Raw genomic sequence first — 22,355 nt, forward strand, 5'->3', positions numbered from 1 at the left:
GGGCAATGACGGAAGACGAAACTACATCCCGGCGATCCTGGCCGTATTCGTGCTTTCCATTGCGGGGTTATCAATTCGAATAGGCGGTGCGCCCATCGCGAGCAGGCTCGCTCCTACAGCGACAATGCAAGCCGCACGGTACCTGTGGGAGCGAGCCTGCTCGCGAAGAGGCCAGGTCAGTCAGCGCAAGGCCAGAAGCCCTTTTACCAAAGGTTCCAGCTCCAGATCATTAACGGCTTTGACCTGTTCGATCATCGCCACCGGCCAACTCCCAAGCCCCAGGCAGGCCCCGAGCATCGCGCCCAGTATCGCCGCGATGGTATCGGTGTCACCGCCCAGGCTCGCGGCCATGCACAGCGCTTCGAAGGCGTTCATTTCACCAACGGCCACTTGTTGCGCCAGGGCAAACGAGACCACGACCGATTCCTGCGAAGCCACCGACGTGCCGATCACGTCGTACAGCAAATCCGCCAGCAACGCTTTGTCACTGTCGACGCTGATGGTCCGCGCCCAGCTGATGCGCGAGGCAATCCGTCCGCCCGCCACCCAGTGGCCATGACTTTCGGCTTGTTGGGCGATCTGCTGACCGAGGTTCAACGCCTCGCCCAGGTCCATGCCGTTGATGCCGGCCGAAACCACTGCCGCCACCGCCGCCGCACTGGAAATTCCCAGCGTGGTGTTGTGGGTGACCTGGCAGGCCTGCACGACGGCGCTTATAAAACGTTCAGGCTGGGCGACATCCGTGGCGATACCGACCGGCGTGATGCGCATCGCCGCGCCGTTGGTGGTGCCGTAGCGCCCCGCTTCTTCCGGCGAGTGGCCGGCGAGGATCATTTCGATTGCGCGCTTGGTCGAAGGGCCGAGTAAGTCTTGCGAACCCTTGGCCTGCATTCCAGCCTCCCATTCGATCAGCCGCTGAGCAAGCACGGCCGGTTCGATCCGGCCCTCACCGGCCACCAACAATTGACCGACCAGAATCGCCTGTTCGGTGTCGTCGGTGATCGAGCCCTTGGGCATGTTGGCGGCAATCGGCTGATCAGGACCGGCGTCTTGCAGATCAGTGATCGCACCGAAGCGCGCCGAGATCTCGGCGCGGCTCAGGGATTGCGTCGGCATGCCCAGCGCATCGCCCAGGGCCAGTCCGTAGAACGCGCCGAGCGCACGGTCGAGCGCGGTCATTTCGACTCTCCAAACTGCAGGTGCAGACGAAAATGCACCGGGTCGAGCAAGCTTTCGACCTGTTCCATGAACCGGTTTTGCCGGTCGTAGGTGGTGCGCAAGGCTTTGAGGAAGACGGTGCCGACCGGACGACCGAGCAACGCGGCGTCTTCGGCGTTCAAGGGCTCAGCGCCGATCCATTGATCGCCGCGTTCACCGATGTAGCCGTAGGCGGCCAGGGTGATGGTCAGGGAATTGTCGATGAGGCCGACCCGCGGCAGGCTTTCCAGGCCTCCCGTGGCGGGCATCAATGAGCGTTCGAGGGACACCAGCTTGCCATCGGTGGAGCGACGGCGCCGGTCGAGGGTGATGAATTGGTCGGTGCCGAAGCGCGGCAGCAAATCAGGCCGCGTGACGGCCTCCAGCCGCAGCACTTCGGTATTGATCAGCGCCCCGCTGTCGGCGAGCGCTTGCGCCCAGCCGCTGCGTTGATCGAGCACCACACCGTCGAAGGTGACGATGGAGCCGACGCCGCTTTGGGTCGCGATGTAGTTGCGTCGTTTCAACTCGGCAAGGGCCTCACGCAGCGTGCCGCGGCTGACTTTGAATTCTTGAGCCAATTGATGCTCGCCCGGCAACAGAAAGCCGTCCTCCATGAGGCCGCTTTCAATCCGCCGGATGAGTTCGTCGACCACCCGTTGTTTCTTGTCAAATCGTACCTGTCTAATCATGTACAAAGTGATAACCGAAACGCGATGGTGCGGGCAAGGACTATTTAAGGGAGGTGACGGAAGGAGTAATCACTGTGGCGGGGAGCTTGCTCCCGCTCGAGTGCGCAGCACTCGCAAAATCCTGAATCAAAACAGTGATTTTGGGGCCGCTGCGCAGCCCAGCGGGAGCAAGCTCCCTCGCCACAAAGCGAAGTTAACGTTGTTTGAGACGATCAATCACGACGGCCAACAGCAAGATCGAACCGCGAATCACGTACTGATAGAACGTGTCGATGTTCTTCAGGTTCATCGCATTCTCAATGATCGCCAGAATCAACACCCCGGCAATCACATGCCGGATCATGCCGATCCCGCCGCTCAACGACACCCCGCCCAGCACGCACGCCGAGATCACCGTCAATTCAAACCCTTGGCCAATCATCGGCTGCCCGGAGGTCATCCGCGACGCCAGAATCACCCCGGCCAACGCACCAATCACACCGTGCACGGCAAAGATGATGATCTTGGTCCGGTCAACGTTCACCCCGGCCAGCAACGCCGCTTCCTGGTTGCCGCCGATGGCCATGGTGTTGCGCCCATAGGTGGTGTAATTCAACAGCCAGCCAAAAAACAGGAAGCACACGATGGTGATCAGGATCGGCACCGGCACGCCAAACAACTGGCCGTTACCGAAAACGAAGAACGACTCCTGCGACACGCCGACCGCTTTGCCATTGGCAAAAATGTAAGCCAGGCCACGAACGATCTGCATGGTCGCCAGGGTGGTGATCAACGCGTTGACACGCAGCTTGGCGATGACGATGCCGTTGATCAGCCCGACAATCAGCCCCATCACCAGCGCCGCACTCACGCCGAGAAACACGCTATCGGTGTCGCGCATCACCACCGCCGCGACCACTCCGGCACAGGCAATCACCGAGCCAACCGACAAATCGAAATGCCCGGACGCCAGGCAATACAGCATGGTGCAGGCCGCGATGCCCGTTGTCGAAATCGCCAGGCCCAGGCCGCGCATGTTCAGCGGCGACAGGAAGTTGTCGATCAGCAGCGTGCACAGCACGAAGATCCCGACCGCCGCCAGCAGCATCACCCAGTCGTCGAGAAAGCGCCGCAGGTCCAGAGGTTTGCGTGCAGTGGGCAGAGCGTTGTTTTGGATGGTCATAGTCACCTCTCAGTTCGCCACGCCGTCAGCACGTTGGCGCGGCAAAGCCAGTTGCAGCAGGTTGGATTCATTGGCCTCTGCGCGAGACAACTCGCCGCGCATCGCGCCTTCGCAGAGCACCAGGATGCGGTCGGAAATACCCATCACTTCCATCAGGTCGCTGGACACCACGATCACCGCGATGCCGCTGGCAGCCAGGTTATGGATGATCTGGTAGATCTCGGCTTTCGCGCCGATATCGATGCCGCGCGTCGGTTCATCGAGCAACAGGACTTTCATCGGCATCGACAGCCAGCGGCCGAGAATGGCCTTCTGCTGATTGCCGCCGGACAGGTACATGATTTTCTGCTCGGCGCTCGGCGTCTTCACTTTCAGCGCCTTGATCTGCTTGTCGGCGTTGCCCTTTTCCCACAAGCCGCGCAACAGGCAACCGAACGTGGAATGGGCGCCTCGCGCACTGATGTTGATGTTCTCGGCGACGCTGGCGAGCGGCAGGATGCCCTCCTTCTTGCGATCTTCGGGACACAGCAGAATCCCGGCCGCGATGGCATCACGGGGGGAACGCAGTTTCACCTCATGACCACGAAGCTCCAGGCGTCCGGCGGTGTTGCGCGTCAGCCCGCTGAGTATCCGGAACAGCTCGGTACGCCCCGCGCCCACCAGGCCGAACAGCCCGAGAATCTCGCCCTTGTGCACCTCGAAACTCACGGGTTCACGCAGTCCCGGCCCGAGCAAACCGTCAACCTTGAGCGCCACGGCGCCCCGCTGGCGGCTGCGGTAATCGTAGATATCCTGAATGTCGCGCCCGACCATGCACGTCACCAACTGGTCGTGGGTCAGTTCGCTCATGTCCTCGAACGTGCGCACGTAGCGGCCGTCCTTGAACACCGTCACCGCGTTGCAGATGCGGAACACTTCTTCCATGCGATGGGACACGTAAAGCACCACTTTGCCTTCGTCACGCAGACGCCCGATGATCGCCATCAAGCGATCGATTTCCCGCGCCGACAGGCTGCTGGTGGGTTCGTCGAAGGCAATCACATGCGCGCCACGGGACAACGCCTTCGCAATCTCCACCAGCTGTCGCTGACCGAGGGACAGGCGCCCGACTTTCTCTTGCGGGTCGATTTCATCGGCCAGGCCTTTGAGGCAGGCCAACGCTTGCTGGCGCAGCGCGCCTCGATTGATCAGGCCGAAACTGGCCGGCAGATGACCGAGGAACAGGTTCTCCGCCACGGTCATTTCCGGGACCAGATGCAGCTCTTGGTGGATCACCGCCACCCGACTGGCGATGCTGTCGGCGGTGGACTTGAAGACCATCGTCTGCTCGCCGATCTGCAGGTCGCCGCTGCTCGGCGTGTAAGCACCGCCGAGGATTTTCAGCAGGGTCGATTTGCCGGCACCGTTCTCGCCCATCAAGGCATGAACCTGCCCCGGATGAGCGACGAAACTGATGCCATCCAGCGCCTTCACCCCAGGAAACGTCTTGCCGATCCCGTTGAAGCGCAGGCTGCCGCCGACGCTGTGCTCATGTGTCTGTACTTGCGCGTGCATAAAACCACCTCATCACACAGATCAGGCGGCCCCGTCGCCAGGGCCGCCGATGAAATCAACCAGCCCTCAGTTCCACAGGCCGATCTTTTCCAGTTCCTGCTTGAAGTTCTCGCGAGTGATCAGCGTCACGTCGTCCATCGCGGTGTACTTCGGTGGTTCTTTGCCGGTGGTGACCCACTCGAACATCATGCTCGCGGTGTTGTAGCCTTCGATGTGAGGGCTCGGCAGCATCGAGCCGAAGAAACCGCTGTTGGCTTTCTTCAGTTCGCCGATGGCGTCGGTACCGTTGATGCCGATGCCGATCACGTTGGCAGCAGCGAAACCGGCGCTTTCGGTGGCGCGCACGCCGCCCAATACGGTGTTGTCGTTCATGCCGCCGATGATCAGGTTTTTCGCCGCGCCCGGCAGTTTCACCAGGGCCGAGTTGGTGGCGTCCATGCTGCCCGGTACGTCGAGGGTTTTCAGCGCCGAGAACAGGATGTGGTCTTTCGGCATCCCGGCGTCTTCCAGGGCTTTGACCGAACCGTCGGTGCGCTTTTTGCCGGTGTCGAGTTCATTGAAGGTGTTGATCACCGCATAGGTTTCTTTCCAGTCCCAGCCGCGTTTTTTCGCTTCGGTGGCCATTGCCGCGCCCTGCTTCTGGCCGACTTCGAATGCGGCCATGCCGAGGTAAGGAACGTCTTCCATGAACTTGCCATTGGCATCGACGAAACGGTCATCGACAGCGATGACTTTCATACCATTGAGCTTGGCCTTGGCCATGATGGCCGGGCCAAGGGAGACGTCCGGCGGGCAGATCACGAAGCCTTTGGCACCATTGGCTGCAAGGCTATCGATGGCCGAGAGGGTTTTCTCGCCGTCAGGCACGGCGATCTTGATGACAGTGAAGCCCTTGTCTTTCCCGGCCTTTTCGGCGAATGCCCATTCGGTCTGGAACCAGGGCTCTTCCGCCTGCTTGACCAGGAAGCCGATTTTCACTTCCTCGGCCGCCAGCAGCGTGCTGCTCAAGCTGACCGCAGTGACCGCCAAAGCGGCACAGCACAGGGAACGGATCCCACGACGACGATTCATAGCTGACTCCTTGTTATTTTTTTTGAGCGTTATTTTGAAAGCCGGTACTGCAAATAGTCATATCGTATGATGATTGGATTTCAGACGGAACTTCGCGTCTGAAAGACGTTTTGCTCAGTCGTGATACATGACCGAGCGTCCACCATCGATGGTGATGCATGAAGCATTGATGAACGGTGCTTCATCGCTGGCCAGGAAGACGGCCGTCATGGCCACTTCCATCGGTTGCCCGATACGACGCGGCGGATGCAGGTCGAATGCCCTCTGACGTTCGGCCTGGGGGTCGGCAAAACCGTTCCAGTAATCGACGTTCAATTGGGTTTCGATGTAGCCCGGCGCGATCGCATTCACGCGAACGCCCTTTGGCGCGTATTCGATGCCCAGCGCGCGGGTCAGCCCGAGCAAGCCGTGCTTGGCCACCGGGTACGGAAAGCAGCCCGGGATGATGTGGGTGGAATGGGTCGAAGCGATGTTGATGATGCTGCCGATGCCCTGCTCGATCATTTGCGGCAGCACGGCTTTGCAGCCATACCACGCGCCGTCGAGGTCGATGGCGAAGCAGCGATGCCAGTCTTCTTCGGTCATTTCCAGTGGATCGCGGAATACGTTGACCCCAGCGCAGTTGACCAATACGTCGATCCGGCCGTGACGCTCGACGGCCAACCTGGCCATCGCGTGCAGATCTTGCTGCCGGGAGACGTCAGCCTTGATGGCCTGGACATCGAAGCCTTTGTCCCTCCAGTGCGCCGCGACTTTCTCGACTTTTTCGGCCTGAATATCACTGATGATCAGTTTGGCTTGCTGCGACGCGAACGTGGCGACGATGGCCTCGCCGATGCCCTGCGCAGCGCCGGTCAGCAGCACGACCTTGTTTTTCAGGCGCTCGCCTTTGGCTGGTTCGGGCACGGCTGGCAAGGAGAGAGGCTCAGCCATGGATCAAGCCCCCTTTTTTCAGGGACGACAAAAGCCGGGCATCTGTCGATGTCCGGTCAAAAGTCTTTTTGGAAAATCGCTGCATCACTTCACCTGTTTTGTTTTTTTAAGTGTGAGTGCGTGTAACTGATGGCCGACTATAAACCCGACCACCAAATAATCTCAATATATAATTTTACATCCCATATTTTGGGATTTTATCCGGCAAAGCGGGTGCATGTTTTTCCGGGTACATCGACGCGAATCGACAGCAGCGCGCCGTCCAGCGGGTGGTTGAGCGGACTCGCGGCGCTGGTGACGTAAAGGGTTTTCAAGTCTTCGCCGCCGAACACGCAACTGGTGGGGCGGCTGACCGGCAATTCGATCACGCGGTCGACATAGCCATCCGGAGTTAGCCTGATCAGGCAGCTACCGTCCCAGCGGGCGTTCCAGATGAAACCCTCGGCATCCATCGCCGAGCCATCGGGGCCGCCCCGATCGTGGGGACCGAACCAGACATACGCGGTGTCCAGGTTGCCATCGGTGTGGACGAAATGGCGGTACAAGGTTTTGTCCATGCTGTCGGCGAAAAACAGCGTGGTCTCGTCCTCGCTCCACAGCAACGTGTTGGGAATGCCCAGCCCGCGAAGCAGCGGCGTGACCCGGGCGTCGCGGTCGATGCGAAACAGGCCGCCGGAGCGACGCACAATGGGCAGGTCTTCGCCATTTTCACCGATGTTGTTCTGCATGGTGCCAAGCCAGAGCCGACCCTGTGCATCGCAGCGGGCTTCGTTGGCGCGGTTGCCGGGTTGCGGGTCGGCGACGCAGAGCAAGGTCAGGCGCGGCTCAAGCCCCGGCGAATCAAGGTCCAGCCGATAGACGCCGCTGCTCAACGTCACGAGCGCATCGCCGCTTTCACAGGGGATAAACGCGGACACGTGTTCCGGCATTTTCCAGATTTGCACGTTGGCGCCGATCAGTCGCAGGGCTTGCTTGCCGGCGATGTCCACCCAATACAGCGCCTGGGTCGGCACATCCCAGAACGGACCTTCACCGAGTTGCGCACGGTGTCCGGTAACCGCATTCCACGTCATGAAACCTCCTGTTGTTTTTTATGTGGCGCAAGCCTCTCAGCCGGCTTTTTTGTCGGCCATGACTTTTGGATAAAAGCGTTTGATCGCCAGGTCCGCGTTATCGATCAGGGTCATGCAGGCCCAGACACCCCGCGCGGCATCCCGTGCGGCGATGGCGTCGGCCATGTCTTTGTGAATCGGCAGCGTGCGGCGCAATTCGTCCGGGTCGGCGGCGGACACTTCGAACGACACCGCCAACAACGCGCCAAGGGCCGGGACCATTTGTTCGATGAACTGGTTGTGGCTGGCGGCGAGTATGCACTCGTGGAAGATCTGGTCGGCGCGGTTGTAATCAACGCCGCTGTCCACCGCCCGTTCCAACGCGTTATAGGCCTGCTGGATCGCCTGGACCTGTTCGACCGTTGCGCGCTCGCAGGCCCAGCGCACGGCCATCGGTTCGATGGTGCGGCGCAGATCGAGCAAGTCGTCGACGAAGTTTTCCGGCAAGCCGCTGCGCGAAAGCCAACCCACTACTTGTGGGTCGAAGAGGTTCCAGCGTCGCACCGGCAATACCCGTGTACCGACCTTTGGCCCGACTTCGAGCATGCCTTTGGCGACCAGGGTTTTGATGGCTTCGCGGATGACCGTGCGACTGACACCCAACTGCTCACCCAGGTCGGCTTCGACCTTGATGGTTTCACCCGGCTTGACCTGGCCGGCGGCTATCCAGCAACCCAGCCAATCGACGGTCGACGCATGAAAACTGCTGGACATGGACACCTCGATGCAGGAGCGGCACAAAGCCGTTCGCGATGGGTGTCCACGCTAATCATCATATGATTGGGTGTCAATTTGATTTTTTGGATGACTCACACATCCAATGTGGGAGCGAGCCTGCTCGCGATGGCGGCGTAACAGGTAACATCTAGGTTGATGTTATGGCCTCATCGCGAGCAAGCCCGCCCCCACAGTGCTATGCGTTAAGGCTCAAGGCCGATGGGGAAGAATTCACCGCCGCTCCATACACCCAGCCAACGTTGCCCGTCGATCTCACGGGTCACGGCCAACTCCACCAGTTGGTAGAACACATTACGATGGATCAGGGCTTCGAGGTTGGTGCGCACATGCACGTAGGGTGCTGGCTCTTGCGTGACCGGGTCGATCACCACGCGAATCGGGTGTTCGGTGCCGGCGTCCGTGGTCTCGTCGACGTTGGTGGTGAAGCGCAGAAGCTGGGCTTCGCCCTCGCCTTCCACGTCCACGGCAATCGCCACAAACGGCGCATCATCGACCTTGATGCCCACTTTCTCGCCCGGAGTGATCAGAAAATAGTCATCGCCATCGCGGCGAATGATGGTGGAAAACAATTTGACCATCGGCTTGCGCCCGATCGGCGTCCCCAGGTAATACCAGGTGCCGTCGCGGGCGATGCGCATGTCGATGTCGCCACAGAAATCAGGGTTCCACAGGTGGACCGGCGGCAAGCCTTTGGTTTTGGGGATTTGCCCCAACAAGTCGTTGGCTTTTTGCGGGCCACTCATGGCGTTCTCCTTGGATTACTGGTCGCTGAGACCAATCAGGCTGCGCGCGTATTGCTCAAGCGGCGGGCCGATCAGGTCTTGTGGCTTGTTATCGTGGAACGTCAGTAAACCGCCACGACTCTTGATACGTGCAGTATCAATCAAATACTGGGTGCTGGTCTCGATCAACATGATCTGAATCACGCCGCTGTCGATGCCCAAGCGATCCACGTATTCCTGATCGAGCCATTCGTCCGAGTTACCGATTCGGTCATCCGCCTTGGCGAACCGTGTGTAAAGCAGGTAATGGGCACCGGCGGCGCGGGCTTCACCCATGGCCTGGTCGAGACCTTCGGGCGCGCGCGCTCGGCGGACCATCGGGAAATATTCGATAAAGCCGTTGAAGGCTTCTTCAGCGACCACGTTAGGTCGCGGATAAGCACTGCCCGGCGGCGCGAAGGCACCTTGGGCGATGTAGATGAATGAGTCCGGCTGAATGCGCAGGTTATTCACCCGACGACTGTCGCTGTGATCCAGCAGCCCTGCATCGCTCATGTGGTAGCGAGTTCCTTCAGCCATATCGCTGACATTCATGCAGCCACCAAGCGCCAAAACGGCCAGCAGCAAAACCAGGCTACGCATCCTACCCTCCAGAGGCCGGTGACGGAAAACCGGCGAATGGCCATTGGATGCAGCTTCCGCGCCAGCTCAAGGATGTTGTGGCCTTATAGATAGCAATCGCGAGCAGGCTCGGAGCGGCGTTCGGACAATGAGGCCCGATCAGCCGCCAATAATCTTCATGATGGTCGCCCCCCCCGAGAACGCCACTTCCTGCTTGTCCCCCAAGGCTTTCACCAGAAGTCGCTGCAACGCTGGCAATGCCTGATGGCGCGGCTTGTCGAGCAGATCGCCGACATAGTGGCGATTGCTCGACGATAAACAGCCATGCAGCCAGCCGGTGGACGACAGACGCAGGCGTGAACAAGTCCGGCAGAAGGGAACGCTTTCATTGGCGATCACGCCGAAGTGCCCCAGCCCCGGTATTTGGTAACGCACGGCAGTGGCGTCTACGGGTGCATCGGCCTGCAAATACTCGTAACGCTCGCCAATCAGGCTCAGCAACTGCTGAAGGCTGACGAACTGTTGCAGGAAAGCGTTGTTGTCGCTGGCCAGATGACCCATGCGCATCAGCTCGATGAAGCGCAATTCATAGCCACGCTCCAGGCAGTAATCGAGCAGAGGCATCACTTGATCAAGGTTCTGGCCGCGCAGGGGCACCATGTTGACCTTGATTTTAAGGCCGGCGGCCTTGGCCTGATCCATCCCGTCGAGCACCGTCGCCAGGTCGCCGCCACGGGCAATGCTGCGGAACGCGCTGGCATCCAGGGTATCGAGGGAAACGTTGATGCGACGGATGCCGGCGTCTACCAGCAACGGCAGCTTTTTCGCCAGCAGCTGACCATTGGTAGTCAGGCTGATGTCTTCCAGGCCCATCTTGCCGACGGCCGTCATGAAGGCTTCGAGCTTGGGGCTGACCAGCGGCTCGCCACCGGTGATGCGCAAGCGCTCGATGCCCGCCGCTTCGATCAGGTACGCCACGCCGCGCGCCATGGCGTCGGCCGACAATTCGTCCTGCGCAGCCACCAGCCGCTTGCCGTTGGGCACGCAGTAGGTACACGCGTAATTGCAGGCTGAGGTCAGGCTGATCCGCAGATTGCGGAAACGCCTGCCTTGACGGTCAACGATCATGGAGCACTCCGGCGAAAGGAATTTGAACGCGTAAAACTTGACTCACAAATCAAGTTTTAGCAAGTCCCATGCCTGAGTATATTCCTGAGGTACTGCGCCATATAGAGAAATCATTGCGCAATAAGGCAACTGAATGGTTCAGCTACTCGGAGTGTCGGTATCGCGCTTGCGCTTGTTGCCCATGCGCACGCCGATATCCATCAGGAACTGGAAGAAACCTTCCTGATCTTCCAGCACATTGCTCCAGAACGGCGAGTGATACAGCGCCACGGCACCGTGCACCAGCGCCCAGGACGCGCAGTAATGGAAGTAAGGCGGCACGTCTTCAAGCTTGCCTTCGCTGATCCGGCCCTTGATCAGCAAGGTCAGGCGTTCGAAGTTCGAGGCGCGGATCTTGTGCAGTTCCTCGACCATCTCCGGCACCTGGTTGCCCTTGACCACCTTCTCTTCCAGGCGATCGAACAAGCGATAGCGTTGCGGATCGCGCATGCGGAATTCGAAGTAGGCCCGGGACAGGGCTTCCTTGTCCTTGTCGACATCAGCCGAATGCAACAGCTCGTTCAGATCACGCTCGTAGTCGAGCATCAGGCGCAGATAGATCTCCGCCTTGGATTTGAAATGCTTGTAGATCGTGCCTTTGCCGATACCGACGGCATCAGCAATCATCTCGACGGTGACACTGTCTTCACCTTGGTCGAGGAACAGCTTGAGCGCGGTATCGAGAATTTCTTGCTCGCGGCGACGAAACTCACGGACCTTACGAGGTTCTTTATGCATAAGAAAAGGTCTGTAGGGGTCAAAATTCGAAGCCGCGTATTATGCCTAACTTGCGCCAAAATGCACGGATCATCCGACCATATCTGTGTTTCTTGATGATTTCACACAGGGTCGCCTGTTGATGAGAACACTTCCGAAGCGCCCGTATTCCAAAATTGTTTAAAAACCGGGACCGGTAAACTGGACTCGGCGCAATACTGATCAATACTTGAACTGTCGGCGGGGCATCTCCCCCAAGTGTCGCGTCGATATAGGTACCAACGGACCGCGTGCCTTTGTTTTACTCCTAATGGTCTTAACCCGGATTCACCCCCCAGAACCCGGGTTTTTTTTGCCTGCGATTCAGCCCTTCACATGCGCCAGCGGAAACAGGCGCTTGAAGTTTTCAGTGGTCTGCTCGGCAAATCGCTCGTAAGCCTCACCCCGCAACATTGCCAGAAACTCCGCCACCTCGCGCACGTACTGCGGCAGGTTGGGTTTGCCGCGATAAGGGATCGGCGCCAGGTACGGCGAGTCGGTTTCTACCAGCAATCGATCAGCCGGCACTTTGCTGGCGACGTCACGCAGCGCATCGGCATTGCGAAAAGTGACAATGCCAGACAGGGAAATGTAATAGCCCATGTCCAGCGCAGCCTTGGCCATGTCCCAGTCTTCCGTGAAGCAATGCAACACGCCCGCCTGAGGCAACGCAGCCTCGCGCAGCAAGCTCAACGTATCGGCACGGGCGCCACGGGTGTGGATGATCACCGGTTTGCCTGTTTGCTGAGCCGCCTGCAGGTGCAAGCGAAACGATGCCTGCTGCAACTCTGCCGCTTCCGGCTCGTAGTGATAATCCAGGCCGGTTTCACCGATGGCCACGACACGGGGGTGATTGAGCTCACGCAACAACCAATCCAGCGCCGGAGCGGCACCCGGCTGTACATCCAGAGGATGCACGCCCACTGAACAGTCGACGTCGCCATAACGTTCGGCCAGGGCTTTGACATCCGCGGCATTTTCAACGCTGACGCCGATACATAAAAAGTGCCCTACCCCGCGCTGCCGGGCCGCATCAAGCGCGGCATCCAGTGAGCCGTCGTGGGCGGCGAGGTCAAGACGATCGAGGTGACAATGGGAATCTACGAGCATAAAAGGGCTGCAACTTACATCGTATGAGTGGGACGGTCGGACTTCAGGGCTCCGGCCAGATGGGTTTCGATTCGACTGCGCGCGGTGTTGTCGCCGTCGTTGAATTGTACGCCGACCCCGGCAGCCCGATTGCCCTGCGCACCGTTGGGCGTAATCCAGGCAACCTTGCCGGCTACCGGAATCTTATCGACCTCATCCATCAGGTTCAGCAGCATGAACACCTCGTCGCCCAACTTGTAGCTCTTGTTGGTCGGGATAAACAGGCCACCGTTCTTGATGAACGGCATGTAGGCCGCGTAAAGCACGGACTTGTCCTTGATGGTCAGGGACAAAATGCCGTTGCGCGGCCCCGGATTGACGGCTTCATTCATGCTGACCTCCATTGCTGATGATCAGAGTCTAGGCACAGACGATCACTTCTGGGTAGGCAAGGATGCCCATTGCACCAGCAGTGCCTCCAGCAACAAGGCCGGATTGAGGTTAGCTTTGCTCATGACCTTCTGACGCTGGGCGAGAATCCAGTCCTGGATATTCAAGACTTTATCCTGAGCGGTTTTCTGCGCCAGGTATTGAATGACCTTGCGCATGTCCGCCAACCCCAGCCCCTGCTCATCCTGGGTCAATTGATAGCGCAGGATCAGACTCGACCAGTCGCAGAACCAGTCGAACAACAGCAACTGCGGGACGGTTTTCCATTCTTCGGCCAATTGCGTCGGCGATTGCTGCTGCTTGAGCAGCTTCTTCACGCCTTCGACCACCAGAGCTCGCTGTTCGCGCACGCCTTGGGCCTGCAACTTGACCGCCGCCAGCGGGGAGCCGGCCGCCAGGGTCAGCAGTTCGATACGCTCTTCTTCCGAGCTGTCCGGCAGGGCCTTGGCCAGCCAGGCAAGACTCATCGCTTCGCTCGGCAGCGGACAAGCCTGCTGTACGCAGCGGCTCTTGATGGTCGGCAGCAGACGACTGGTCTGGTGGCTGACCAACAGCAAAACGGTGTCGCCGGACGGTTCCTCAAGACTTTTGAGCAAGGCGTTCGCGGCGTTGATGTTCATCGACTCGACCGGCTCGATCAACACCACCTTGCGCCCGCCCATTTGGGCGGTCTGGACCACGAAACTGACCAGATTGCGCACCTGATCGACCTTGATCGCCTTGTCGGCCTCTTCGGGTTCCAGGATGTAGTTGTCGGGGTGGCTGCCGGCCTTGAGCAGCAGGCAGGACTTGCATTCACCGCAGGCATCCTGCGCGGTCGGACGCTGGCACAGCAAACTGGCCATCAACCGTTCCGCCAGCGCCCGCTTGCCGATCCCGGCCGGGCCATGCAGCAGATAGGCGTGCGCATGTTGCTTGCGACCGGCCAACTGCTGCCAGAGGCTGTCCTGCCACGGATACGCTTCAGCCACGGGCCAACTCCAGCAGGCGTGGCAGCAAGGCGTCCAGCGACTGCTGAACCTGTGCCAGCGGCTGAGCGGCATCGACCCGCACATAACGCGCCGGGTCAGCTTCAGCGCGCTTGAGGAACGCACTGCGCACGGCATCAAAAAAGGTTCGGCCTTCGAGTTCAAAACGATCCAGGCGACCGCGAGCGCTGGCGCGAGCCAGGCCCACTTCCACCGGCAGATCGAAGATCAGCGTCAGATCCGGGCGCAAATCGCCCTGCACAAAGGTTTCGAGGGCCGCGATACGCTCCAGCGACAGACCACGACCACCGCCCTGATAGGCGTAGGTCGAATCGGTAAAGCGATCACACAAGACTACCGCGCCGCGGGCCAGCGCCGGGCGAATCACCTCGGCCAGATGCTGGGCGCGCGCGGCGAACACCAGCAGCAGCTCGGTGTCAGGGTTCATGACTTCATCAACCGGCGCCAACAGCACCTCGCGGATCCGCTCGGCCAAGGGCGTACCACCCGGCTCGCGGGTCAACACCACCTCGATACCGGCGGCGCGCAGGCGCTCGGCCAGGTATTCGCGGTTGGTGCTCTTGCCGGCGCCTTCCGGGCCTTCCAGGGTTATAAACAAGCCAGTCACGGGCAGTCCTTAATCAGAGTCATTGCGGGCTTTGCGGAGCCGGTGTGTCCGGCTCGGGCACGGGTTCGGGCGCCGGAGCGGGTTCTTGCGGCGCGTCTTGTGGCGCGTCTTGTGGCGCTACTTCTGGCAAAGCTTCGGGATCGGGATTGGGCGAAGCGGCCGGAATCGGCGCTTCGGCACCCGGTGTGTCGGCACTCGGAGTTTCTGGTGCGGAGACCGGTGCCGGACTGGACCGATAATCGGCACGACGCTTGAGCTGGAACTCGCGCACCGCATTATTGTGGGCGTCCAGATCATCGGAGAACACGTGGCTGCCGTCACCGCGAGCCACAAAGTAGAGGCTGTTGCCTGCCACCGGGTTCAACGCGGCATGGATCGCTTCGCGGCCGACCATGGCAATCGGGGTGGGTGGCAGGCCCGAAATCATATAGGTGTTGTACGGCGTGGCCTCCTTGAGGTGGGCGCGGGTCAACTTGCCGCTGTAGCGATCACCCAGGCCGTAGATCACCGTCGGATCAGTCTGCAGCAGCATGCCCATCGCCATGCGTCGCACGAACACGCCTGCAATCTGCCCGCGCTCCTGGGGCACACCAGTTTCCTTTTCAACCAGCGAGGCCATGATCAGCGCCTGATAGGGTTCGGTGTACGGCAAATCAGCAGCGCGCTGCTCCCATTCCCTGGCCAGGACTTCGTCGAGGCGATCGTAGGCTTTTTTCAGCAGATCGACGTCGGTCATGCCCCGCACGAAGCGGTAAGTGTCGGGGAAGAACCGGCCCTCGGGAAAGATCCCGGTATGGCCCAGCTTGGTCATCACTTCGCTATCGCTCAAGCCGTTGAGGGTCTGCTCGAGTTTTTCATCCTTGGCCAATGCCGCCCGGACCTGATGAAAATTCCAGCCTTCGACCAGAGTCAGGCTGTACTGAACGATGTCCCCACGCTTCCACAGGTCGATCAGCCCTTCGACGGTCATGCCGGGCTGCATGCGGTATTCGCCCTTGTGCAAGGGTTGTCCGGCCAGATTGAAACGCCAATACACGCGCAACCAGAAAGCGTCCTTGATGACGCCATCGGCTTCGAGTCGATAGAAGGTGCGGGTGGGTGTCGTGCCTTTAGGCACTTCCAGCAGTTCTTCCTGGGTGATGTTCAGCGGCTGATTCAGCGCCGTATGAATCTTCCAGGCGGAGGCGCCCAGACACAGCCCTGCCAGAACCAATCCGGTTTCCAGCAGCAGCAACAATTTACGTCTCACGTATCAAGCATCCAGTAGCGCATGGGCAATGGTTTGGAGTTTACGGGTGAGCGGCCCAACCGGCCAGCTCAGCGCAGCATAGGCGCGCACCGGCCAAACGCCATACACGCTGTTGCAGACAAAGACTTCATCGGCCCATTGCAGCTGATCGAGGCTGATGTCGGTGATTTGCGTGGGGATCCCCAATGACTCGGCTTGAAACAATAATTCGGCACGCATCACACCCGCCACGCCGCAGCGCTTCAAATCGGCTGTGATCAACACGCCATCGCGCACCAGGAAAAGATTACTGAATACGCCTTCGATCACCCGCCCTGTCCTGTCGAGCATCAAGCCTTCGGCATGCTCGGTGTCCTGCCATTCGGAACGGGCGATGACCTGCTCCAGGCGGTTCAGGTGTTTGAGGCCGGCAAGCAGTGGTTGCCTGGACAGTCGCGTCGCACACGGGAATAGGCGAACGCCCTGCTCGCCATGAACGGCAGGATAAGCAGCGGGGGGATTTCCTTGCAGAATACGTCGGGCCTGAGCCGAAGGATCGGGAGCGTAACCACGCAGACTGTCGCCGCGGGTGAGGATGAGCTTGAGCACACCTTGACCCAGTGCGGCGGCATAGGCCAGCAGCTCACTGCGGATCAACTCGTGATCGGCAGTGATCGCCAGCCGTGAACAGCCATCGGCCAGACGCGACAGATGTCGGTCCAGCAACAAGGGTTGCCCACCACGCACGGCGATGGTCTCGAACAGACCATCACCGTAAGCCAGGCCGCGATCCTTCAGCGACAAAGCGTCAGCCGGCTGACCGTCGACCCAGCTGTCCATCAGTCAGCGAACCGGCGGAACACCAGCGAGCCGTTGGTACCGCCAAATCCGAAGGAGTTGGAGAGCACCACATCAATATCCATATTGCGCGCGGTGTGCGGCACGAAATCGAGATCGCAGCCTTCGTCCGGTTCATCGAGGTTAATGGTCGGTGGCGCTACCTGGCTGTTGATCGCCAGCACGCTGAAGATCGCCTCGACTGCGCCTGCTGCACCCAGCAAGTGACCGGTCATGGACTTGGTCGAACTGACGGCCAGTTTGTAGGCGTGATCGCCGAACACCGACTTGATCGCACAGGCTTCGGCGAGGTCGCCGGCCGAGGTCGAGGTGCCGTGGGCGTTGATGTACTGGACCTGATCGCCATTGATCCTGGCGTCGCGCAAGGCATTAGTGATGCAACGGGCAGCACCGGCGCCATCGGCGGGAGGCGAAGTCATGTGGTAGGCATCGCCGCTGGTGCCGAAACCGATCAGCTCGGCATAGATGGTCGCGCCGCGCGCCTTGGCGTGCTCCAGCTCTTCGAGAACCAGGGCGCCGGCACCGTCGGACAAAACGAAGCCATCACGGCCCTTGTCCCATGGACGGCTGGCACGGGTTGGCTCGTCGTTGCGGGTCGACAGCGCACGGGAAGCACCGAAGCCACCCATGCCCAGACCGCAAGCCGCCATCTCGGCGCCGCCGGCAATCATCACGTCGGCTTCGTCGTACATGATGTTGCGCGCAGCCATGCCAATGCAGTGCGTACCGGTGGTACACGCGGTGGCGATGGCGTAGTTAGGTCCCTGTGCACCCAAGTGGATGGACAGAAAACCGGAAATCATATTGATGATCGAGCCAGGCACGAAAAACGGAGAAATCCGTCGTGGCCCGGAATCATGCAGGGTGCGGCTGGTTTCTTCGATATTGGTCAGACCGCCAATACCCGACCCCATGGCCACGCCGATGCGTTCACGGTTGGCGTCGGTGACTTCAAGGCCTGCGTTACGTACAGCCTGAAAACCTGCGGCCAGACCGTACTGAATGAACAGGTCGAGCTTTCGAGCTTCCTTGACCGACAGGTATTCCTCGACATTGAAGCCCTTTACCGAGCCGCCAAAACGGGTGGAATAGGCAGAAAGGTCGGTGTGTTCGATCAGACCAATGCCACTGCGGCCAGCCAGAATGCCCTGCCAACTGCTTGGCACATCCGTGCCCAGTGGCGACAACATACCCATACCGGTGACTACGACGCGTCTACGCGACACAGCACTCTCCTTTTTCAAATGACGACTTTGCATCAGGCCTAAAGAAAAAACCGCACGCCGTGATGGCAGTGCGGTTTTTCCATGACAGCAAGCAACGATTACAAGCTATTAAGCCTGGTGGTTAGTAACGTAATCGATTGCGGCTTGTACAGTAGTGATCTTCTCAGCTTCTTCGTCAGGGATTTCGGTCTCGAATTCCTCTTCCAGAGCCATCACCAGCTCAACGGTGTCAAGGGAGTCGGCACCCAGGTCTTCAACGAAGGAAGCAGTGTTGACCACTTCTTCTTCTTTAACGCCCAGTTGCTCAGCAACGATTTTCTTGACGCGCTCTTCGATGGTGCTCATACCTTGTTTTCACTCCTAATGGACAAATTCAGGCAGCTGGCCAGTGGGTAAGTGTATAGAAAGACTTTTCAGTTTTTCAACTGAAAGCTTCACTCCTCAAACCCGACGGCCCTCTGCCTATAAATAGATTGCAGCTTTATAACGGATTTTAGACAGCTCGTATGACATTTTTTTGAAGCAATCCGTCACATTTAACTCATGTACATCCCGCCGTTCACCGGGATTGTAGCCCCAGTAACGTAAGCCGCACCGTCGGATGCAAGAAAAGCGACCACAGACGCGATCTCTTGAGCTTGCCCCAGACGGCCCAGCGGAATCTGCGTCTGCAAGGCTTCACGCTGTGCCTCAGGCAGTTCGCGGGTCATATCGGTGTCGATGAACCCAGGGGCCACCGAGTTTACCGTAATCGAACGCGAACCGACTTCACGCGCCAGTGCACGGCTGAAACCTTCCAGACCGGCCTTGGCGGCTGCGTAGTTTACTTGGCCTGCGTTGCCCATGGCACCCACAACCGAGCCAATACTGATAATTCGTCCCCAACGGGCTTTGGTCATACCGCGCAAAACGCCCTTGGACAGGCGGAACAGACTGTTCAGGTTGGTATCGACGACGTCATGCCATTCGTCATCTTTCATGCGCATCATCAGATTATCGCGGGTGATACCGGCATTGTTGACCAGGATCGCCGGCGCACCGAACTGTGCTGTGATGCTCGCCAATACGGCAGCAACGGATTCGTCGCTGGTGACATTGAGTTCCAGACCAGTGCCTTGAATACCATTTTCTTTCAGGGTAGCGGCAATACGCTCGGCGCCGGAAGCGGACGTCGCGGTACCGACAACAATAGCGCCCTGACGACCCAGTTCCAGGGCGATGGCCTGGCCGATACCGCGGCTCGCACCGGTGACCAGTGCAACTTTACCTTGCAGACTCATGCAAGTTTCTCCTGATTCAGGCCAGCGCTGCACGGGCGGCAGCGAAAGCGTCTGGGGTATTGAGGTTGGATGTCGACACGCCTTCGGCGCAACGCTTGTTCAGGCCGGCGAGTACTTTGCCAGGGCCGCATTCGACCAGCTGGTTCGCGCCCTTGGCGGCCAGCGCCTGGACCGACTCAACCCAGCGTACAGGCTTGTAGAGCTGCTCAAGCAGATCGCGCTTGAGGGCTTCCAGATCGGCCGGCACATTGGCGCTGACGTTCTGCACCACAGGGATCTGCGGAGCCTGCCAGTCAATGGCAGCGATCGACTCAGCGAAACGCTCGGCTGCCGGACGCATCAATTCGCAGTGGGACGGCACGCTGACCGGCAACGGCATGGCACGCTTGGCACCACGAGCCTTGCAGCCTTCGATGGCGCGTTCGACCGCAGCTTTGGCACCGGCGATCACGACCTGGCCCGGGGAGTTGAAGTTGACCGCGCTGACCACTTCGCCTTGCGCCGCTTCGGCACAGGCGGCCAACACGTCAGCATCTTCCAGACCCAGGATTGCGGCCATGCCGCCCTGCCCGGCCGGAACCGCTTCCTGCATCAACTGACCACGGCGCTCCACCAGTTTGACGGCGGCGCCCAGGCTCAGGCTGCCCGCCGCGACCAGTGCGCTGTACTCGCCCAGGCTGTGACCGGCAACGTAAGCCGGACGCGCGCCGCCTTCCGCCAGCCACAGACGCCACAAGGCGATCGAGGCAGTCAGAATGGCCGGCTGGGTTTTATCGGTTTGATTGAGTTGCTCTTCCGGCCCTTGCTGGGTCAGTGCCCACAGGTCGTAACCCAGAGCATCGGAAGCTTCTTTGAATGTTTCGAGGACAACCGGATGTTGTGCGCCCAACTCGGCCAGCATGCCGAGGGACTGCGAACCCTGTCCTGGAAAGACGAATGCGAGGGAAGCAGACATGTAACAAGCCCCTAATGATCTTGTCGTCGGAGAATTTGACGTCCCGCTTGGGGGACGCAAGAAACTGACAGTTGGATGGCCAATTGAACTGAGCGGTCACATTTAAGCATTGTCCGACGAAAACGCCTAAAGCAACAAATCCTCCAGACGACCGTGAATGCGTTCCGGAAGGTTTTCCTGGATCTCGATCAGCGCACGGGAAATGGCACTCTGAAAACCCTGAACCCCGGCCGAACCGTGGCTTTTCACCACAATCCCCTGCAAACCCAGGAAGCTTGCGCCGTTATGTCGCGCAGGCGCCAGATCGGCCTGCAAACGCTTCATCAGGGGTAGCGCCAGCGCGCCGATCATTTTCGAGGCGAGGTTTTTCTTGAACAAGGCTTCGATGCGCCCGGCAATCATGGTCGCCAGGCCTTCGCTGGACTTGAGCAGGATATTGCCGACAAAGCCGTCACACACCACCACGTCCGCCTCGCCCCGGTACAAACCGTCACCTTCGACAAAGCCGATGTAGTTGATGCCGCGAGCACTTTGCAACAAGGTCGCCGCCAGCTTGACCTGCTGATTACCCTTGATGTCTTCGGTGCCGATGTTCAGCAAGGCCACCCGTGGGCGAACAATGCCGAGGGTTTCTGCCGCCACCGAGCCCATCACCGCAAATTGCAATAAATGCTCGGCACTGCAATCAACGTTGGCGCCGAGGTCGAGCAACTGGCAATAACCCTTCTGCGTTGGAATCGCCGCCACCATCGCCGGCCGATCGATGCCGGGCAACGTCTTGAGCACAAACCGCGACAACGCCATCAGCGCACCGGTATTGCCGGCACTGACACAGGCCTGAACCTTGCCATCACGCAACAACTCAAGCGCCACGCGCATCGACGAGTCAGGCTTGCCACGCAAGGCCTGGGCAGGCTTTTCGTCCATGGCGATGACTTCGGACGCCGGAGCAATCGACAGGCGCGAGCGATCCACAGCCGATTGGCCAGAGAGCAATTCTTCAAGAAGAGAGGGTTGACCGACGAGGGTCAGGTGCAGCGAGGGCGTAGCAGACAGACAAGCAAGGCTGGCCTGAACAATGCTGCGGGGACCGAAGTCCCCGCCCATTGCGTCAATCGCGATGACTTGAGCAGACAAGTGATTACTCGTCAGCGCCCTTGTCGATCACTTTACGGCCACGGTATACGCCTTCTGGCGATACGTGGTGACGCAGGTGAATTTCACCGGTGGTTTTTTCTACAGACAGAGTGCTTGCCGTCAGGGCGTCGTGCGAACGACGCATGTCACGGGCAGAGCGGGATTTTTTGTTCTGCTGAACAGCCATAATTGATTAACTCCTAAACGTTTGGGTCACGCTTTAACTGCGCCAATACACTGAACGGGTTGGACCGCGTTACCTCGTCCTCGCTCGGTTCGGGCTCATCGAGACCCGCCGGCTGCTGGCATTCTTCCGGATGATGAGCAGGCACAATGGGCAAGGCGAGCAGAAGCTCCTCCTCGATCAGTGACTGCAGATCCAATGGATCTTCGCCCAGTTCCAGCACGTCATAACCTTTCGGCAACGACTGGGTATTCGCACCCTCCTTCACCACAGCATAACTGCATTCGCTATGGATCGGCAGGGTGACCAGCTCAAGACAACGCTGGCAAACCATTTTGACTTCGGTGTCGATAAAACTGTGGATTACCACAGACTTACGTTCATCTCGTTCAAAAACGAATTTAGCCTGCACCGTACCGACAGTATCGGAAAGCGGGTCGCAGAGTCTCTCCAAATCGGCCAGCAGCAGTTCACCTTGAAGGGTGGTGCCACGGTCAGCCAATTTGCGCGGGTCAACGTGAGGTGGAATCGGGTCATTCAACATAGGCGCAGCATTATAGGGATGCACCCAGCCATGTCAAAGGAAATTCAGCCCTGTCCGTCACTTGGAAGCCTCGGTAGAATTCG

Annotated in this window: 25 protein-coding genes; all 25 read right to left on the bottom strand. The window is 59.4% G+C overall.

Annotation, left to right across the window (positions count from 1 at the left end; genetic code table 11):
• Window positions 1–180: 180 nt before the first annotated feature.
• On the bottom strand, window positions 181–1,179 hold the full coding sequence (locus tag BLU63_RS01560) for an ADP-ribosylglycohydrolase family protein (protein ID WP_077747989.1): 999 nt from the start codon (window positions 1,177–1,179) through the stop codon (window positions 181–183).
• Window positions 1,176–1,889: a GntR family transcriptional regulator gene (locus BLU63_RS01565; RefSeq protein WP_042932288.1), complete on the bottom strand. Its 714-nt coding sequence runs from the start codon at window positions 1,887–1,889 to the stop codon at window positions 1,176–1,178. Before BLU63_RS01565 ends, BLU63_RS01560 begins: the two co-directional genes overlap by 4 nt.
• A 193-nt stretch (window positions 1,890–2,082) precedes the next feature.
• Window positions 2,083–3,051 carry an L-arabinose ABC transporter permease AraH gene (gene araH, locus BLU63_RS01570; protein WP_010461824.1) on the bottom strand — a complete coding sequence of 323 codons (969 nt, stop codon included), beginning with the start codon at window positions 3,049–3,051 and terminating at the stop codon, window positions 2,083–2,085.
• A gap of 9 nt (window positions 3,052–3,060) precedes the next feature.
• The gene (gene araG, locus BLU63_RS01575) at window positions 3,061–4,605 is read right to left on the bottom strand and encodes an L-arabinose ABC transporter ATP-binding protein AraG (protein ID WP_077747990.1); all 1,545 of its coding nucleotides are present in this window, start codon (window positions 4,603–4,605) and stop codon (window positions 3,061–3,063) included.
• Between the two features lie 66 nt (window positions 4,606–4,671).
• Window positions 4,672–5,676 (bottom strand): substrate-binding domain-containing protein, encoded by a 1,005-nt coding sequence (locus BLU63_RS01580; RefSeq protein WP_010461828.1) that lies wholly within the window; start codon window positions 5,674–5,676, stop codon window positions 4,672–4,674.
• A gap of 114 nt (window positions 5,677–5,790) precedes the next feature.
• Window positions 5,791–6,609 (bottom strand): SDR family oxidoreductase, encoded by an 819-nt coding sequence (locus BLU63_RS01585; RefSeq protein WP_083374747.1) that lies wholly within the window; start codon window positions 6,607–6,609, stop codon window positions 5,791–5,793.
• 197 nt (window positions 6,610–6,806) lie between these two features.
• Complete coding sequence (locus BLU63_RS01590; protein ID WP_077747992.1) at window positions 6,807–7,682, bottom strand: SMP-30/gluconolactonase/LRE family protein; 876 nt, start codon at window positions 7,680–7,682, stop codon at window positions 6,807–6,809.
• Between the two features lie 36 nt (window positions 7,683–7,718).
• Window positions 7,719–8,435, bottom strand: a complete 717-nt coding sequence (locus BLU63_RS01595; RefSeq protein WP_083374748.1) for a FadR/GntR family transcriptional regulator — start codon at window positions 8,433–8,435, stop codon at window positions 7,719–7,721.
• Between the two features lie 206 nt (window positions 8,436–8,641).
• A complete protein-coding gene (locus BLU63_RS01600; RefSeq protein ID WP_083374749.1) occupies window positions 8,642–9,202 on the bottom strand; it encodes a DUF1285 domain-containing protein in 561 nt (186 codons plus the stop codon).
• Between the two features lie 15 nt (window positions 9,203–9,217).
• Window positions 9,218–9,823, bottom strand: coding sequence for a DUF4823 domain-containing protein (locus BLU63_RS01605; RefSeq protein ID WP_010461840.1), 606 nt, complete (start codon window positions 9,821–9,823; stop codon window positions 9,218–9,220).
• 138 nt (window positions 9,824–9,961) lie between these two features.
• A complete protein-coding gene (locus BLU63_RS01610; RefSeq protein WP_010461842.1) occupies window positions 9,962–10,930 on the bottom strand; it encodes a GTP 3',8-cyclase MoaA in 969 nt (322 codons plus the stop codon).
• A 138-nt stretch (window positions 10,931–11,068) separates the two neighbouring features.
• The gene (locus BLU63_RS01615) at window positions 11,069–11,707 is read right to left on the bottom strand and encodes a TetR/AcrR family transcriptional regulator (protein WP_008152317.1); all 639 of its coding nucleotides are present in this window, start codon (window positions 11,705–11,707) and stop codon (window positions 11,069–11,071) included.
• A 342-nt stretch (window positions 11,708–12,049) separates the two neighbouring features.
• Window positions 12,050–12,835, bottom strand: coding sequence for a TatD family hydrolase (locus BLU63_RS01620; RefSeq protein ID WP_077747993.1), 786 nt, complete (start codon window positions 12,833–12,835; stop codon window positions 12,050–12,052).
• A 14-nt stretch (window positions 12,836–12,849) separates the two neighbouring features.
• Window positions 12,850–13,206 (bottom strand): PilZ domain-containing protein, encoded by a 357-nt coding sequence (locus BLU63_RS01625; RefSeq protein ID WP_077747994.1) that lies wholly within the window; start codon window positions 13,204–13,206, stop codon window positions 12,850–12,852.
• Between the two features lie 42 nt (window positions 13,207–13,248).
• Window positions 13,249–14,235, bottom strand: coding sequence for a DNA polymerase III subunit delta' (locus tag BLU63_RS01630; protein ID WP_010461847.1), 987 nt, complete (start codon window positions 14,233–14,235; stop codon window positions 13,249–13,251).
• Window positions 14,228–14,860 carry a dTMP kinase gene (tmk, locus tag BLU63_RS01635; protein WP_010461848.1) on the bottom strand — a complete coding sequence of 211 codons (633 nt, stop codon included), beginning with the start codon at window positions 14,858–14,860 and terminating at the stop codon, window positions 14,228–14,230. Before tmk ends, BLU63_RS01630 begins: the two co-directional genes overlap by 8 nt.
• A 19-nt stretch (window positions 14,861–14,879) precedes the next feature.
• Entirely contained in the window at window positions 14,880–16,109 is a 1,230-nt protein-coding gene (gene mltG / locus BLU63_RS01640; protein WP_083374750.1) for an endolytic transglycosylase MltG, read from the bottom strand.
• A 3-nt stretch (window positions 16,110–16,112) separates the two neighbouring features.
• Window positions 16,113–16,928 (bottom strand): aminodeoxychorismate lyase, encoded by an 816-nt coding sequence (pabC, locus tag BLU63_RS01645; protein ID WP_010461852.1) that lies wholly within the window; start codon window positions 16,926–16,928, stop codon window positions 16,113–16,115.
• On the bottom strand, window positions 16,928–18,172 hold the full coding sequence (fabF, locus tag BLU63_RS01650; RefSeq protein ID WP_008152330.1) for a beta-ketoacyl-ACP synthase II: 1,245 nt from the start codon (window positions 18,170–18,172) through the stop codon (window positions 16,928–16,930). Before fabF ends, pabC begins: the two co-directional genes overlap by 1 nt.
• 108 nt (window positions 18,173–18,280) lie before the next feature.
• A complete protein-coding gene (gene acpP / locus BLU63_RS01655) occupies window positions 18,281–18,517 on the bottom strand; it encodes an acyl carrier protein (RefSeq protein ID WP_003442511.1) in 237 nt (78 codons plus the stop codon).
• A 191-nt stretch (window positions 18,518–18,708) separates the two neighbouring features.
• Entirely contained in the window at window positions 18,709–19,452 is a 744-nt protein-coding gene (gene fabG / locus BLU63_RS01660; protein ID WP_010461854.1) for a 3-oxoacyl-ACP reductase FabG, read from the bottom strand.
• A 16-nt stretch (window positions 19,453–19,468) separates the two neighbouring features.
• A complete protein-coding gene (fabD, locus tag BLU63_RS01665) occupies window positions 19,469–20,407 on the bottom strand; it encodes an ACP S-malonyltransferase (RefSeq protein ID WP_083374751.1) in 939 nt (312 codons plus the stop codon).
• 126 nt (window positions 20,408–20,533) lie between these two features.
• On the bottom strand, window positions 20,534–21,544 hold the full coding sequence (gene plsX, locus BLU63_RS01670) for a phosphate acyltransferase PlsX (RefSeq protein WP_077747995.1): 1,011 nt from the start codon (window positions 21,542–21,544) through the stop codon (window positions 20,534–20,536).
• Window positions 21,545–21,548: 4 nt separating this feature from the next.
• Window positions 21,549–21,731, bottom strand: coding sequence for a 50S ribosomal protein L32 (rpmF, locus tag BLU63_RS01675; protein ID WP_008152339.1), 183 nt, complete (start codon window positions 21,729–21,731; stop codon window positions 21,549–21,551).
• 13 nt (window positions 21,732–21,744) lie between these two features.
• Window positions 21,745–22,272 carry a YceD family protein gene (locus BLU63_RS01680; protein ID WP_004371317.1) on the bottom strand — a complete coding sequence of 176 codons (528 nt, stop codon included), beginning with the start codon at window positions 22,270–22,272 and terminating at the stop codon, window positions 21,745–21,747.
• Window positions 22,273–22,355 lie beyond the last annotated feature (83 nt).

It is taken from the genome of Pseudomonas mandelii, assembly GCF_900106065.1.
Lineage (GTDB): Bacteria > Pseudomonadota > Gammaproteobacteria > Pseudomonadales > Pseudomonadaceae > Aquipseudomonas > Aquipseudomonas mandelii.